Here is a 14,870-nt window from a genome sequence, read left to right on the forward strand (position 1 = left end):
GAGATAGACGAGGCGGTGCACCCGCTGCCACGTCTGCGTCCCGAGCCACCGTACCGCGGCCTGGTATGAGGTCGCCGCCAGCGGGATGAGTGCCAGGAACCCGATGAAGCCGACGACAATGTAGGGCCGTTTGGTGAGGTCCGTTCCGATCTCTCCCCAGCGGAGCTGCAGGTCGAGCAGGAGCCACACCAGGAAGTGTAGCGTCAGGTATCCGAAGCCGAGAAGCCCGAGCACCTTGCGGAACTTGATGAGGTTGATGCGCGCATAGCGCAGAAGCGGCGTGATCGTGAGCGAGGCGAGCAGGAACTGCAGCGCAAGCGTCCCAAGCCGATGCTCGATGGCCTTGACCGGATCGACGCCCAGCCCACCGGTGAACAGCGACCAGACCAGAAGTCCGCCCGGCACCATACCCAGAAGATAGACGGGCCAGGTCGGGATCTTCCGAACGGCCGAACTGATCGGCGGACCGATACGCGCCGCGAGGTTCAGAACTTCACCGACAGATCCATGCCCTCGTAAAGGGACGCCACCTGTTCGGCATAGCCATTGAACGGCAGAGTATCGACCCGCTTGGCAAACAGCCCGCTGCCGATCACCCGCTCGCTCGCCTGCGACCAGCGGGGATGGTCCACATCCGGATTCACGTTGGCGTAGAAGCCGTATTCCTTCGGCGCGCTCTGCTGCCAGGTGTTCAGCGGCTCCTCGTCGGTCAGGCTGATCCGGACGATCGACTTGATCGACTTGAAGCCGTATTTCCACGGCACGACCAATCGCATTGGCGCGCCGTTCTGGTTGGGCAACGGCTCGCCATAGAGCCCGGTCGCCATCATCGTCAGCGGGTGCATCGCCTCATCCAGCCGCAATCCCTCGGTATAGGGCCAGTCGAGGATCGGTACGTTCACGCCAGGCATCACCTCGGGCAGGACAGCGGTCTCGAAGAGGACATGCGTCGCGCCGGACTGCACCCCGACCTTCGTCAGAAGCTTGTTCAGCTCGAACCCGTTCCACGGGATCACCATCGACCATGCCTCGACGCAGCGGAACCGGTAGATCCGCTCCTCGGTCGGGATGTCGCCGATCAGGTCGGCCAGATCGTATTCGCCGGGATTGTCCACCAGCCCGTCGACCGCCACGGTCCACGGCTCGGTAACCATCGCACCGGCGTGCTTGGCGGGATCTTCCTTGCCAAGGCCGAACTCGTAGAAGTTGTTATAGGTGGTGATCTCTTCCCAGGTGTTGGGCTCCAGCGCCTCCTGCGCGCGCGCCGCGACCCCGAGACCGCTCGCAACCGACCCCGCCCCCATCGCCGCGATCAGCTTACGGCGATTCATCCAGATGCCCTTCGGGGTCACATCGGCACGGGTCAGGTCGGACTTGAACATCGGGGCCTCCGGGTGTCGGTCGTATCGGTTGCCCTTCGTTACCCTATCGGGCGCGGGCGCGTCGCACTAACTAGCGCACCTCACGAAGAAGTAAGGACGCAGCCGCGGATTTGTTCCTACTCGGCAGTCATCCGCGCTTCGGCGGGTCCGCGCGGGTGCAGGATGTGCATCGGGATCGAGGTGCCGTCCGGCTGGACGATCCGCACATGCCGCCGCCGCATCTGGCGCGGCTCGGTCACGCCGACGGAATGGGCGATGACCTCGACCTCCTTGACGATGCCTGTGGCATAGGCGGCGACCCGCGCCCATTTCTCCTCGGCGACGAGGCCCTTCTGGAATCGCTTGTCATGGGTCGTGATCCCGGTGGGGCAGGTGTTCTTGTTGCACTTCAGCGCCTGGATGCAGCCCAGTGCAAACATGAAGCCCCGTGCGCTGACCACGAAATCCGCGCCAGCCGACATGGCCCAGGCGATATCGCCCGGATTGACCAGTTTCCCGCTGGCCACCAGCCGGATGCGATCCTTCAGACCCGCCGCGTCGCGCAGGCCGCTGACCATCGGAAGTGCCTCGCGGATCGACATGCCCACGAGGTCGATCAGCGGCATGGGTGCCGCACCCGTGCCCCCCTCGCCACCGTCCAGCGTGATGAAATCCGGCGCGCAGTCGGCCCCGCGCGCCGCGATCCGTTCGAACAGCTCGGCGAAGCTCTCCTCGGCGCCGCCCACCGTCTTGATGCCCACGGGTTTGCCCGACACCTCGCGCAGCCGTCCGATCAGGTCCAGCAGCTCGTCCACGTTCGACGCCTCGGCATGGCGGTTCGGACTGATCCCGGCCTGACCCGGCTCCAGCCCACGGATCTTGGCGATCTCGGGCGTGACCTTGGCCGCGGGAAGGATACCGCCCTTGCCCGGCTTGGCACCCTGCGCAAGCTTCAGTTCGAACATCTTCACCTGCGGGATCGCAGCCATTTCCCGCAGCTTCTCTTCCGAGAGGTTGCCCTCGATATCGCGAACGCCGAACTTCGCCGTCCCGATCTGGTAGACCAGGTCGCAGCCTCCTTCGAGATGATACTCCGACAACCCGCCCTCGCCGGTATTCATCCAGATGCCCGCCTCGGCACAACCCCGCGACAGCGCCTGCACCGCGGGCTTCGAGATCGCGCCGTAGCTCATGCCAGACAGGTTGAAGATCGACCGCGCGACATAGGGATTGGGCGTCCCCGCCCCGATCACCATCGGTTCGGTCTTGGCCGCCTGCTGATCGAGCGGCGGGAAGGCCGCGTTCACGAAGAGCGGCGTGCCCGCCACCCGGATGTCCCGCGTCGATCCGAAGGCCACCGTGTTCGGCATCCCCTCGCCCGCGCGTTTGATCCAGTCCCGCTGCGCGCGGTTGAACGGCAGCTCCTCGCGATCCATCGCGAAGAAATACTGTCGGAAGAACTCGCCCAGCTCGGTGAAGAGATGCCGAAAGCGGCCGATCACGGGGTAATTCCGCCGGATCGCGTCCTCGGTCTGGGTTCGGTCGATCACGAAGAGGACGGCTGCGATCAACACGCCGAGCCCGACGAGGAACACGAAGCTCAGGGCCAGAACCTCCAAAACCCATGCAGTCCAGTCGATCATCGCTCGGCTCCTCCGTGACGGCGTCACCTTGCGACCCGCGCCCGCTCTTCACAACCCGGCGCCGATCACGAAGACGGGGCGATCCCGTGAGGAACCGCCCCGTCTCCGCGCCTTGAAGCCGGATCAGCTCGCGGGAAGGATGACGCCATCGATCACGTGGATCACGCCGTTCGACGCCTCGATATCGGCCGTCACGACCGACGCGTCGTTGACCATCACCCCGTCATCCAGATCGATGGTCAGCGCCTGTCCTTCCAGTGCCGTTACCGCCTCCATGTCGTCGGTAAGATCGGTGGACATCACCTTCCCGGGCACGACGTGGTAGAGCAGGACATTCGCCAACTGCTCCTGGTTCTCGGGCAGGAGCAGCGTCTCGACCGTGCCCTCGGGCAGCGCGGCGAATGCATCGTCGGTCGGCGCGAAGACGGTGAACGGGCCCTCGCCGGTCAGCGTCTCGACCAGGCCCGCGGCCTCGGCTGCGGCCAGAAGGGTCGTGAAGCTCCCGGCTTCCGTCGCCGTCTCGACGATGTTCTTGGAATGGGCATCGGCAAAGGCCGGGGCGGTCAGGGCGACCGTCGCGAAAAGGGCCGTCAGGGTCTTGCGGATCATGGGGTCTCTCCAGGTCAGGTTTGCAGGGGCCGACCCGACGAGCGGGGCGACTGAACCCGGAGATAGGGGCGCCATGGGACGGGGGCTTTTCGCCGATGCTGCGCCCGGCCGCATTGACGTGATCGGGCAGCCGCCTAAGCCGAGGACCTGCCGGGCATTCAACCAACGTCAGCTGACGAAAATGTCATCGGAAGCAGGTCAGGCAAGGCTCTCGATGACGGCTTCGAGGTTGCGGATCCGACTTCGTGGCGCGGGATGGGTCGACAGGAACTCGGGGCCCCGCGCGCCTTGGGCCGCCTCCATCAGCCGCCAGAGCTCAATCGCGCCCTGCGGATCGAAATCCGCCTCGGCCATGAACCGGACGCCCAGCGCGTCGGCCTCTTCCTCCTGGTCGCGGCCGTAGGGACGCAGGATGCCGACCTCGACCCCGAGGCCCAGCGCCGCCGCGATCTCCTCGGCATATTCCATCTCGCCCCAGTTCAGCAGCCACGCGACCACGCGCACACCCCAGCCGCTCGCGGCCTGCGCGCTCATCCGCTCCTTGGAGTGCTCGGCATCGATGTGCCCGATCTCGTGACCGATCACGGCGGCGAGCTGGTCCTCGGTCGCGGTCAACCGCATCATCCCTTCGTGGATGCCGATCTTGCGGCCCGGCAAGGCGAAGGCATTGGCGCTCCGGTCGGCGAAGACCGCGAACTCCCATTCGCCGGGCGCGTGGCCCGCCGCGCGCAGCAGGCGTCCCGCGACGCGCGCGACGACCTCGGCATATTCGCCATTGGACGAGAGCGGCTTTTGCGCCGTCATGTCCCGCCACGCAGCCAGCCCCATCCGTTCGGCCTCCGCATCCGAGACGAGCGAGACGTCGCAGGCCGAGACGGTCGCGGCGAGGGGCACCACGGTCAGAAAGCGGCGGCGGGAAAGGCAGAGATCGCACATGCACCCGCAACCCGCCGGACCCGCCCCGCGTTCCGCGCAGCAAAAAGGGCGACCCGCCGGGCCGCCCTCCTGCATCTGACCACCCGGCATGCCGGAGTGGCACTCAGTGAACCACGGCGTCTTCGGGCGGCTGCCGGTCCGAGGTCGCGACCCGGTCGCCGATCCTCAGCCCATCCGCCGAGGCGCTGACCGGCACGACCGCGTCGTCCCCGATCTCGCCGGCCAGGATCATCTCGGCCAGCGGGTTCTGCAGCGCGCGCTGGATCACGCGCTTCAGCGGCCGCGCCCCGAAGACCGGGTCGTAGCCTTCTTCGGCCAGCCAGCTGCGTGCTGCGTCGTCCAGCTCCAGCCGGATCTTCCGCCCCGCCAGCCGCTCGGCCAGCCGCGCGATCTGGATGTCCACGATCCCGTCCATGTCCGACCGGGCCAGCCGATCGAAGATGATCGTCTCGTCCAGACGGTTCAGGAACTCGGGCCGGAAGTGGGCCCGCACCGCGTCCATCACGTCCCGCTTCGCGTCCGAGGCGTCGGCCCCGTCCGGCAGCTGGCTCAGGGCCTGCGCCCCGAGGTTCGACGTCAGGATGATCAGCGTCTGCTTGAAGTCGACCGTCCGGCCCTGACCGTCGGTCAGCACGCCATCATCCAGCACTTGGAGCAGCACGTTGAAGACATCAGGATGCGCCTTCTCGACCTCGTCGAACAGCACGACCTGATAGGGCCTGCGCCGCACCGCTTCCGTCAGTACACCGCCCTCGTCATAGCCGACATAGCCCGGCGGCGCACCGATCAGGCGGCTGACGGCGTGCTTCTCCATGAACTCGCTCATGTCGATGCGCACCATCGCGCCGTCATCGTCGAACAGGAACTCGGCCAGCGCCTTCGTCAGCTCCGTCTTGCCGACGCCGGTCGGCCCGAGCATCAGGAACGACCCCAGCGGCCGCGCCTCGTCGTTGAGCCCCGCGCGCGCCCGGCGCACGGCATTGGCAACGGCGATCACGGCCTGCCGCTGACCGATCACCCGACGGCCCAGCTCGTCCTCCATCCGCAGAAGCTTCTCGCGCTCGCCCTCCAGCATCTTGGACACCGGCACGCCGGTCCAGCGCTCGACGACGCTCGCGATCTGCTCGGGGCGCACGGCCTCCTCGACCATCAGGTCGTTCTCGCTGTCCTCGGCTTCACCCAGTTGCTTCTCCAGCTCCGGGATGGTGCCGTATTGCAGCTCGCCCGCGCGCGCGAAGTTGCCGTCGCGCTTGGCCTGGTCCAGCTCGACCCGCAGATGGTCCAGCTGCTCCTTCAGGTCGCGCGCAGAATCGAGCTTGTCGCGCTCGGACTGCCATTGCGCGGTCAGCTCGGCCGAATGCTGTTGCACCTCGGCCAGCTCCTTCTCGAGCGTCTCGAGCCGATCCTTCGATGCCGCATCGTCCTCCAGCCGCAGCGCCTCGACCTCGATCTGCTTTTGCAGAATGTCGCGGTCCAGCGCGTCCAGCTCCTCGGGCTTCGAGTCCACCTCCATCCGCAGACGGCTCGCCGCCTCGTCCATCAGGTCGATCGCCTTGTCCGGCAGGAAGCGGTCGGTGATGTAGCGGTTCGACAGGTTCGCCGCCGCGACTAGGGCGCTGTCGCTGATCCGCACGCCGTGATGCAGCTCGTACTTCTCCTTGATCCCGCGCAGGATCGAGATCGTGTCCGCGACCGTCGGCTCCTCGACCATCAACGGCTGGAACCGCCGGGCCAGGGCCGCGTCCTTCTCGACATACTTGCGGTACTCGTCGAGAGTCGTGGCACCCACGCAATGCAGCTCACCCCGCGCCAGCGCAGGCTTGATGAGGTTCGCGGCATCCATCGCGCCGTCGGCCTTGCCCGCACCGACCAGCGTATGCATCTCGTCGATGAAGAGGATCACCTCGCCCGCCGCGGCGGTCACTTCGTTCAGGATGGCCTTCAGCCGCTCCTCGAACTCGCCGCGATACTTGGCGCCCGCGATCAGCGCGCCCATGTCGAGCGCCATCAGCTTCTTGTTGCGCAGGCTCTCGGGCACGTCGCCATCCACGATCCGCAGGGCGAGGCCTTCCGCGATGGCGGTCTTGCCTGTGCCCGGCTCGCCGATCAGGACGGGGTTGTTCTTGGTGCGGCGGCTCAGAACCTGCATCGCGCGCCGGATCTCCTCGTCGCGCCCGATGATGGGGTCGATCTTGCCCTCGCGCGCCGCCTCGGTCAGGTCGCGCGCATACTTGTCCAGCGCGTCATAGCTGTCCTCGGCGGATGCGGAATCCGCCGTCCGGCCCTTGCGCACATCGTTGACGGCGGCGTTCAGCGCCTGCGCATTCACCGCGCCCGCGTCCAGCGCGTCCTTGGCCCGCGACTTCACCATCGCCAGCGCCATCAGCACCCGCTCGACCGGAACGAAGCTGTCACCGGCCTTCTTGGCCACGGCTTCCGCCTCGTCGAGCACCTTCGTCAGGTCGCGCGACAGGTAGACCTGCCCCGCATCGCCGGACACTTTCGGCAGTTTGGCAACCGCCGCATCCACGGCCGTGCGCACCCGGTCCGGCGCGCCGCCCGCGGCGGAGATCAGGTTGGCCGCCATGCCCTGTTCGTCATCCATGATCGCCTTGAGCAGATGCTCCGGCACCAGCTGCTGATGCCCCTCGCGCGTGGCGATCGTCTGGGCGGCCTGCAGGAAGCCGCGCGCGCGTTCGGTAAACGTCTCCAGGTTCATGACCCGTCTCCTTGCGTCAAAGCGTCCACCGGCGGCCGCCCCGAATGGGCACGGCCAGGTCGCGGACCTCACGCGATGGAGATGGGAGCACTGTTGCCGATCTGCAACCCATGCGTCCGACGAAAATCGGGCGGCGCCCCGGCCAGGGCGCCGCCCGTCTCTCGGGCCCCGAGGGGCCCCGGATCGCGTCTTACTTGTAGACGCTTTCCTTCCCGAAGTGCTTGGTCAGCATGTAGTAGATCACGGCACGATACTTGTTAGTATCCGAGCGGCCATAGGTCTCCATGACGCTGTCGATGGCCTCGTCCAGCTTGGGTCCGTCCGAGAGGCCGAGCTTCTTGATCAGGAAGTTGTTCTTCAGCGTCGCCATCTCGCCAGCCTGGCTCGCCGCGATGGTCTCGCTGTCGGCGTTGTAGATCGAGGGTCCACAGCCGCGCGTGACCTTCCGCAGCAGGTCCGTGTCCAGATCGATGCCCTTGTCCTTGACCACCTGAATATACTTGCCGACCTTCTCGTCCAGCTTGCTCATGACGTCCTTCTCCACTGTCCTGCGCGCGGCGCTCTGGCCCGCTCGGCCGAAGTCTTGCCGACCCTGCCCTGCAAAATAAAGGAAAACTTCAACGGCAGAGGCCCCAGCCCCGTGCCTGCAGGTGGAAGTGGTCGGCATGGGCGGCGTTGTAGTCGGGCCCGAGAGTCGTGGCGAACCAGCGACATGCGCCGTCCCGCGCCGCATGCCAGAAGGTCGCGTCGGGGCCGGTCCAGCCCTGCGCGAGTTCCAGCCGGCGGCCATCGACCAGCGTCACCGCGCGGATATCGATGGCCTCGGCGGTGGCATGAAGGCTCATGCGCGTACCGCCGCGGATCGCGCGGCAGTTGTAGCTGCCCTGATGGTGGAGGCGCGCGACGGCCTGTCCGAGATGCGCGGCTGCGGCGGGTTGCAGCGCGTGCCGCTCCCACATGGTGAGGCGCAGTGCAGTGCTGCAGGTCGTCTCGACGGGCGCGATGGCGGACGAGCCGACCGCAGTCAGGGCAAGGCGCGGATCGATGCCGCATTGCGCCCCGCCATCGAGGGGCGTCATCGGCTCGAACTGCGCGCCGGTGCGAAGGGCCGCGTCGCATCGCTCGTCGGAGGACAGGGCACGCCGAAGCTGCAGTCCCGTAAGCGGTCCGGGCGCGGCGGTCACGTCGAGGGGGATCAGGGGGTTCCATCCAGCGGGCAGCGGGCTGCGCGCGTCCATCAGGAGCCACCAGCCGCCCCAGCACAGAAGGGCTAGGATCGAAAGACGCGTCGCGATGCGGGCGAGTATGCGGAACCGGTCGGACATGGCCCGTGGTCGCAGGAGGGCGCCGACAAGAAAAGGCCCCGCGCATCGCGCAGGGCCTTCGTCGTCGAAATGTCGGGGCGACTTAGTAGGTGTCGCCGACGGTCATGCCGAGGGGCAGAACGTTACCGGTCTCATCCCACTCGGGCATCGCCTCGAGCTCGGCTTCGGTCAGGGCGTTCAGGACGATCGCATCGTCGCCGACCACGAAACGGTCGAGCGGGATGGCGACGTCGTGCTCGCCGAGGCCGAGGAACCCGCCGACGCCCACGATGGCCATCAGCTCGGTGCCGTTGGTGATCAGGCGGTCGACTTCACCGACATCGTTCCCGGTCTCGCCGAGCACGTTCATGCCCACGAGGTCCGACACGCGGTAGTCGGCGAACGCACCATAGAGGCCGGCTGCCGCTTCACTGTCGGCGAGCAGGATCGTGTCGGTCTCGGCCATGGCGGCCTGGTCCGTAACGACGATGTTGGCGTCGCCCTGCTCTTCGAGCGTGACGTTGGCTTCGGCCTGATCGACGAGGATCTCCGCGTCATCGGCTTCTTCGATGTTCACGACCGGATCGGCCTGCGTCAGCTGGACGTTGCCCTCGCCTTCCGACTCGATCGTCACTTCGGCATCAGCCTGAGCGACGGAAACGGCGGCGGATTCGGCGCGATTCACGTTGATCTGGGGCTCGGCCTGCGTGACCTGCACGTTCGGCTCGGATTCCTGGATCGTGATGCGCGGCTCGGGGCGCACGAAACGGACGATCGGCTCCGGCTGCTGGACCGAGATCTCGGGCTGCGCCGTGGCGACGTTCACGTCGGGCTCGGGCATGCGGACCGTGATGGTCGGCTCGGGGATCACGACGACGACTTCGGGCTGGGCCTGCTCGATCGTGATGACCGGAGCCTGCTGCTCGACCGTCACGGTCGGCTCGGCCACGGTCACCGTGATCTCGGGCTGGGCCTGCTCGACGAGAACTTCGGGCTGGGCCTGGTCGACGGTCACGACCGGGTCGGCGACGGACACCTCGACGTCGGCATCACCCTGCTCGACGACGATCTGGCCGCCCATCGCGCCGGCGACGGTCGACGTGGTGCCTTCCATCACGAAGCCTTCGGTCTCGGCCATGCGGGGCTGGCCATCGGCGTCCAGCAGGCGAACACCTTCCGCGTCGGTGATCATGCCTTCGGAATCGGCCATCAGGGCCGTGCCGTCTTCGTTCAGGGCGGCGTTGCCCTCGGCGTCGTAGATGGCGGTCTGGGCGACGATCGGCGTCGCGAACAGCGCGGCGGCAGCCACGCTGCTGAGAAGCAGCTTGTGCGTAGTCATGGGAATCTCCCGGTTGGCGTTTGCAGTGACCCTACAACCCGCCTCCCCCCCGATTCCGTTCCCCATCCAGCCCCAATAATTATCATTGGAACCATGGGGCTGCCCCGCGCGTATAGCCCTTCACGCGGGGCCGGGACCGCCGGATCGCGCCTAGTTTTCGGGCGCCGTGCCGTCGGGCGACGTGGTCTCGAGTTCCACCGCACCGGGTCGCGGCGCGGGTGCACCTGCCACCGTCACGTCGAGCGGCAGCGCCTCGACCTCGGGCGTGGCTTCGAACGCGGGCATCGCCTCGAGCGTCTCGAGGTCCATCTCCTGGAGCAGGACCACGCCATCGGCCGGGGCCAATGCCGTCAGCGGAACCGCCACGTCGTGCTCGCCGAAGCCGAGAAAGCCACCGATCCCGAGAACAGCCTGCATGTCGGCGCCGGCCTTCAGGACCTGCTCAACCTCGCCGATGTTCTCCCCGGTGCCGGTGACCACCGTCAGGCCCACGATGTCGCGGACCGCGACGTCGGCGAAGGCGCCGTAAGCCCCGTCGGCCACCTCCTGCGCGCCCGCGGGCAGACCGGCGATGAGAAGCGCCGCTCCGGCGACGCGGATGGAACTACGGAAATGCATGTCATCCTCCTCGTGATGCGCCGGAACGACCCCGGCTGTCGGAGGCTAGGGGCCGGCGAATGCGGGGCCGATGGCCTGCGGCACGGGGCCCCGGATCGCGCGACGATCCGCCCGTTCGCGCCTTCGCGCCCGGCAGAAAAAGGCCGCATCCCCGACAGTCGGGAACGCGGCCATGATCCGCCGATGGACGGGCGTCAGTAGCGGTAGTGCTCGGGCTTGTAGGGGCCATCCTGGGGCACGCCGATATAATCCGCCTGCTCCTTCGAGATCGGCGTCAGCTTGACCCCGATCCGGTCCAGATGCAGCCGCGCGACCTTCTCGTCCAGGTGCTTGGGCAGGATGTAGACGCCCGGCTGATACTCGTCGCCCTTGGTCCAGAGCTCGATCTGCGCCAGCACCTGGTTGGTGAAGCTGGCCGACATCACGAAGGAGGGGTGACCGGTCGCATTGCCAAGATTCAGAAGACGCCCTTCGGACAGAAGGATGATCCGGCTGCCCGAGGGCATCTCGATCATGTCCACCTGTTCCTTGATGTTGGTCCACTTGTGGTTCTTCAGGTTGGCGACCTGGATCTCGTTGTCGAAGTGGCCGATATTGCCGACGATCGCCATGTCCTTCATCTCGCGCATATGCTCGATGCGGATGACGTCCTTGTTGCCGGTGGTGGTGATGAAGATGTCGGCCGAGGACACCACATCCTCCAGAAGCACCACCTCGAACCCGTCCATCGCGGCCTGCAACGCGCAGATCGGATCGACCTCGGTGACCTTCACGCGCGCGCCCGCGCCGCTGAGCGAGGCCGCCGAACCCTTGCCCACGTCGCCATAGCCCATCACGACGGCGACCTTGCCGGCCATCATGGTGTCGGTGGCGCGACGAATGCCGTCGACCAGCGATTCTTTGCAGCCGTACTTGTTATCGAACTTCGACTTGGTGACCGAGTCGTTCACGTTGATCGCCGGGAAGGGCAGCAGGCCCTTCTTGTGCAGGTCGTAGAGACGGTGAACGCCGGTCGTCGTCTCTTCCGAGACGCCCTTGATCGCATCGCGCGTCTTGGTGAACCAGCCGGGGCTCGCCTCCATGCGCTTCTTGATCTGAGCATGGATCGCCTCTTCCTCCTCCGAGGTCGGAACGCCCAGGTCCTCGCCCGCCTCGGCCTTGGCGCCCAACAAGATGTAGAGCGTCGCGTCGCCGCCATCGTCGAGGATCATGTTCGCGCCTTCGGGGAACATGAACGACCGGTCGAGATAGTCCCAATGCTCGGTCAGGGTCTGGCCCTTGACCGCGAAGACCGGCGTGCCGCCCGCGGCGATCGCGGCGGCGGCGTGGTCCTGGGTCGAGAAGATGTTGCAGGACGCCCAGCGCACATCTGCGCCCAGCTCGACCAGCGTCTCGATCAGGACGGCGGTCTGGATCGTCATGTGGAGCGAGCCGACGATGCGCGCGCCCTTGAGCGGCTTCGTTTCGCCATACTCGGCGCGACAGGACATCAGGCCCGGCATCTCGGTCTCGGCGATATCCAGTTCCTTGCGGCCGTATTCGGCCAGCGCGATGTCGCGGACGACGTAGTCTTCAGCCATGTCCCGGCTCCCGATATCAAGTTTCGGGCGGGGCGTATCACCGTGGCGGCGTCACGGCAACGCGGCCGGTTCGCGCATCCTCAGGACGGGATGCCCGCGACGTGGTGGCGCGGCAGCGCCGGGAGCCAGTCGGTCCCCGCCGCCATGATGCAGGACTGCCCATCAGGATGGGTCATGAGGATCGTCCAGGTGCCGTCGGCGTCGCTGATCCACACTTCGAAGACGGCGGTATCGTTCTGGAGGCCGCCGCCGCTGTAGCGCTCGCCATAGGTCATCGCCAGCTGGTCGATGACATGCTCGCGGGGGCCGCAATTGTGCGATTGGGCCACGGCCGACGAGGGCAGTACGAGAGCGGCGGCGAGGGTCAGGGCAAGGCGCGTCGTCATCGGGGAGATCTCCCGTCAAGCTGGGGGGGCGGCACGTCATCCGCATGGGGATCAAACCGGATCGGCAGCGAAATGGTTGCATGGCGCCCGATCACGGCTATGCCATCAGGCATGAACACGAGGCGACCGAGGGCGTGGCAGCGGATGCTGTCGGGGCGCAGGCTGGACCTGCTGGATCCCACGCCCGTCGATATCGAGATCGCCGACATCGCCCATGGCCTCGCCTTCGTCGCGCGCTGGAACGGGCAGACGCGGGGCGACTGGCCCTATTCGGTGGCCGAGCATTCGCTGCTGGTCGACGACATCCTCTGCCGGACCGGCGCGGCTACGCCGCGTGAACGGATGACCGCACTTCTGCACGACGCGCCGGAATACGTGATCGGGGACATGATTTCGCCGGTGAAGGCGGCGGTCGGGCCCGGATACGGCGCGCTGGACGAGCGGCTGCAGGCCGCGATCCATCTACGCTTCGGGCTGCCGGCCGTGACCGCGCCGCGCCTCAAGGCCCGGATCAAGCGGGCCGACCGGGTGTCGGCCTGGCTCGAGGCTGTGCATGTCGCGGGCTTCTCGGAGGCCGAGGCGGATCGGTTCTTCCGCCGCCCCGACGCGGATGTGATCGCCGGGCTCGGCGTGCGGCTGCGCCCCCCGGCCGAGGCGCGCGCCGCCTATCTCGAACGGCACGCGGGGCTGCTGGCCGAGATGGATGCGCCGTGAGCGGGCTGCATGTACGTCCCGCGCGACCCTTCGACGGGGGCGCGATGGCCGACCTTCTGAACGAGATCATCCGCATCGGCGGCACGACCGCGATCGAAGGCCCGGTCACCGGCGACGAGCTGCGCGGCTGGTTGGCGGACGCGGCGGCGTGGCATGTCGCCGAGGACGCAGGCGAGATCGTCGGTTTCCAATGGGTCGAGCATAGGCCCGACCTGCCCGCCGACGCCGTGTCCATCGCAACGTTCGCCCGGCCCGGACGGCAGGGTCTCGGGATCGGGACGAAGCTTTTCGAGGCGACGCGCGCGGCCGCGCTCGCGGCGGGCATCCGGACCATCCACGCCGTCATCGCCGACTACAACGACAGCGGGCGCGCCTACTACCGCTCGCGGGGGTTCGAGCGGATCGCGGGCGCGCCCGAGGGCAAGGTGGTCAAGCTGTTCCGCCTCCGCTGAGCAGAGGCGCGTCGGGTCACCAGGTGCCGACGCGGGCCATCCAGCCCAGGTCGTCGTGACGCGCGAACTCGCCGCGCGGGCGCGACGGGGTGCGCATGGCACCATGATCGATGGGCGTCCGGCGCGAGAGGGCGGCGCCGAGGAGGAAATCTGCGATGGTGGCGAACATGGGAGGTCTCCGGGGGAGGATGGGGTTCAGATCTGCCTGGCATATGTGCGTGCATCGCCCGCCACGCCAATCTGGACCATTTCGCGGTTGTAAGTCAGACTGACATCCATGATCGACTGGAAGCACATGCCTTCGCTTGCCGCGCTTCGGGCGTTCGAAGCTGCCGCGCGCAACGGATCTCTGTCGGCGGCGGCGCGCGAACTGAACGTCACCCACGCGGCGATCGCCGGGCATGTCCGCGCGCTCGAGACGTTCTTTTCCACGCCGCTTCTCGTCCGCGCGGGCCAGGGGATGGAACCGACGGCGGATGGCGCACTCCTGGCCTACGGGCTGACCGAAGGGTTCACCACGCTCTCGGCCACTTGCCGCGACCTGGCCGATCGGCACGAGGCGCGCCCGTTGTCAGTTTCGACGACACCGACCTTCGCCGAGCATTGGCTGATGCCGCGCATCTCGTCCTTCTGGGCCGAACATCCAGAGATCAACGTCACGATCGCGCCCTCTGTCGTGCCCACGGATCTGCGCCGCGACGGGCACGACCTGGCGATCCGCTATGGCGACGGCGACTGGCCGGGCTTCGAGGTGGAGCCACTGCTGCGCAACGATTTCGCGGTCGTTGCCGCCCCCGCGCGGGCCGAACAACTGGCGGGCGCCGACCGGGACACCTTGCGCGCCCAGCGCTGGCTGATCGCCGACAACCGCGCCGACCTCCCGCATCTGGCGCAGGGGCTCGACGTCGCGCCCGATTCGCTGACGCTTCTGACCTTCGCCACGAACGGGCTGGTGCTCTCGGCGCTCCGGGCCGGGCTCGGGATCGGCCTGCAAAGCCGAACCCTGATCCAGCGCGACCTCGATCAGCGGCGCCTTGTGGAGGTGGCGCCGCTGCATCTCGACGGCATCGGCTATTACGTGGTGACGCGGCCGGGTGCGGCCTCCGACAACCTGCGGCTCTTCCGGCGCTGGCTGCGCCGCGCGGTCTGACGGGACGCGCGCGGCGGCCGCGCTAGATCGATCCGGACCACACCGTCCCGGAGGACTTC

General features: G+C 67.4%; 16 protein-coding genes (1 of these 16 running past the window's edge). 3 read left to right on the top strand and 13 right to left on the bottom strand.

The features are described 5' to 3' along the window. The 12 genes from ACK8OR_RS17035 to ACK8OR_RS17090 form a co-directional block, all read right to left on the bottom strand. Positions 1-408, bottom strand: partial view of a protein-methionine-sulfoxide reductase heme-binding subunit MsrQ gene (locus ACK8OR_RS17035; RefSeq protein ID WP_410190575.1) — the 5' portion only. 126 nt of this gene lie to the left of the window's left edge; only the first 408 of its 534 coding nucleotides appear in the window; the start codon lies at positions 406-408; its stop codon lies off the left edge, out of view. A 77-nt stretch (positions 409-485) separates the two neighbouring features. After that, on the bottom strand, positions 486-1,382 hold the full coding sequence (gene msrP / locus ACK8OR_RS17040; RefSeq protein ID WP_410190576.1) for a protein-methionine-sulfoxide reductase catalytic subunit MsrP: 897 nt from the start codon (positions 1,380-1,382) through the stop codon (positions 486-488). Positions 1,383-1,498: 116 nt separating this feature from the next. Continuing rightward, positions 1,499-3,004, bottom strand: a complete 1,506-nt coding sequence (locus tag ACK8OR_RS17045; protein WP_410190577.1) for an FMN-binding glutamate synthase family protein — start codon at positions 3,002-3,004, stop codon at positions 1,499-1,501. A 123-nt stretch (positions 3,005-3,127) separates the two neighbouring features. Next, entirely contained in the window at positions 3,128-3,613 is a 486-nt protein-coding gene (locus ACK8OR_RS17050; RefSeq protein WP_410190578.1) for a fasciclin domain-containing protein, read from the bottom strand. A gap of 198 nt (positions 3,614-3,811) precedes the next feature. Then, positions 3,812-4,549 (bottom strand): M48 family metallopeptidase, encoded by a 738-nt coding sequence (locus ACK8OR_RS17055; protein WP_410190579.1) that lies wholly within the window; start codon positions 4,547-4,549, stop codon positions 3,812-3,814. A 103-nt stretch (positions 4,550-4,652) separates the two neighbouring features. Next, on the bottom strand, positions 4,653-7,268 hold the full coding sequence (clpB, locus tag ACK8OR_RS17060; protein ID WP_410190580.1) for an ATP-dependent chaperone ClpB: 2,616 nt from the start codon (positions 7,266-7,268) through the stop codon (positions 4,653-4,655). 190 nt (positions 7,269-7,458) lie between these two features. Further along, positions 7,459-7,797, bottom strand: coding sequence for a DUF2853 family protein (locus tag ACK8OR_RS17065; protein WP_410190581.1), 339 nt, complete (start codon positions 7,795-7,797; stop codon positions 7,459-7,461). A gap of 88 nt (positions 7,798-7,885) precedes the next feature. After that, positions 7,886-8,593 carry an extensin-like domain-containing protein gene (locus ACK8OR_RS17070; RefSeq protein ID WP_410190582.1) on the bottom strand — a complete coding sequence of 236 codons (708 nt, stop codon included), beginning with the start codon at positions 8,591-8,593 and terminating at the stop codon, positions 7,886-7,888. Between the two features lie 82 nt (positions 8,594-8,675). After that, positions 8,676-9,911 (bottom strand): PRC-barrel domain-containing protein, encoded by a 1,236-nt coding sequence (locus ACK8OR_RS17075; protein ID WP_410190583.1) that lies wholly within the window; start codon positions 9,909-9,911, stop codon positions 8,676-8,678. A gap of 150 nt (positions 9,912-10,061) precedes the next feature. Further along, complete coding sequence (locus ACK8OR_RS17080) at positions 10,062-10,529, bottom strand: PRC-barrel domain-containing protein (protein WP_410190584.1); 468 nt, start codon at positions 10,527-10,529, stop codon at positions 10,062-10,064. A gap of 194 nt (positions 10,530-10,723) precedes the next feature. Next, complete coding sequence (gene ahcY / locus ACK8OR_RS17085) at positions 10,724-12,109, bottom strand: adenosylhomocysteinase (protein ID WP_410190585.1); 1,386 nt, start codon at positions 12,107-12,109, stop codon at positions 10,724-10,726. Positions 12,110-12,189: 80 nt separating this feature from the next. Next, positions 12,190-12,495, bottom strand: coding sequence for a hypothetical protein (locus ACK8OR_RS17090; RefSeq protein WP_410190586.1), 306 nt, complete (start codon positions 12,493-12,495; stop codon positions 12,190-12,192). Positions 12,496-12,606: 111 nt separating this feature from the next. On the opposite strand from ACK8OR_RS17090, the gene ACK8OR_RS17095 reads away from it, so the two are divergent. Together ACK8OR_RS17095 and ACK8OR_RS17100 are read left to right on the top strand one after the other, a co-directional pair. Beyond that, positions 12,607-13,209 carry an HD domain-containing protein gene (locus tag ACK8OR_RS17095; RefSeq protein WP_410190587.1) on the top strand — a complete coding sequence of 201 codons (603 nt, stop codon included), beginning with the start codon at positions 12,607-12,609 and terminating at the stop codon, positions 13,207-13,209. After that, entirely contained in the window at positions 13,206-13,661 is a 456-nt protein-coding gene (locus tag ACK8OR_RS17100) for a GNAT family N-acetyltransferase (protein WP_410190588.1), read from the top strand. Before ACK8OR_RS17095 ends, ACK8OR_RS17100 begins: the two co-directional genes overlap by 4 nt. A 16-nt stretch (positions 13,662-13,677) precedes the next feature. Here ACK8OR_RS17100 and ACK8OR_RS17105 read toward each other — a convergent pair whose 3' ends face one another. Then, positions 13,678-13,830 carry a hypothetical protein gene (locus ACK8OR_RS17105; protein WP_410190589.1) on the bottom strand — a complete coding sequence of 51 codons (153 nt, stop codon included), beginning with the start codon at positions 13,828-13,830 and terminating at the stop codon, positions 13,678-13,680. A 108-nt stretch (positions 13,831-13,938) separates the two neighbouring features. On the opposite strand from ACK8OR_RS17105, the gene ACK8OR_RS17110 reads away from it, so the two are divergent. Further along, complete coding sequence (locus ACK8OR_RS17110) at positions 13,939-14,811, top strand: LysR family transcriptional regulator (RefSeq protein WP_410190590.1); 873 nt, start codon at positions 13,939-13,941, stop codon at positions 14,809-14,811. Positions 14,812-14,870: the final 59 nt, after the last annotated feature.

The organism is Jannaschia halovivens (genome assembly GCF_046452375.1).
In the GTDB taxonomy this organism is placed as follows: Bacteria; Pseudomonadota; Alphaproteobacteria; order Rhodobacterales; family Rhodobacteraceae; genus Jannaschia; species Jannaschia halovivens.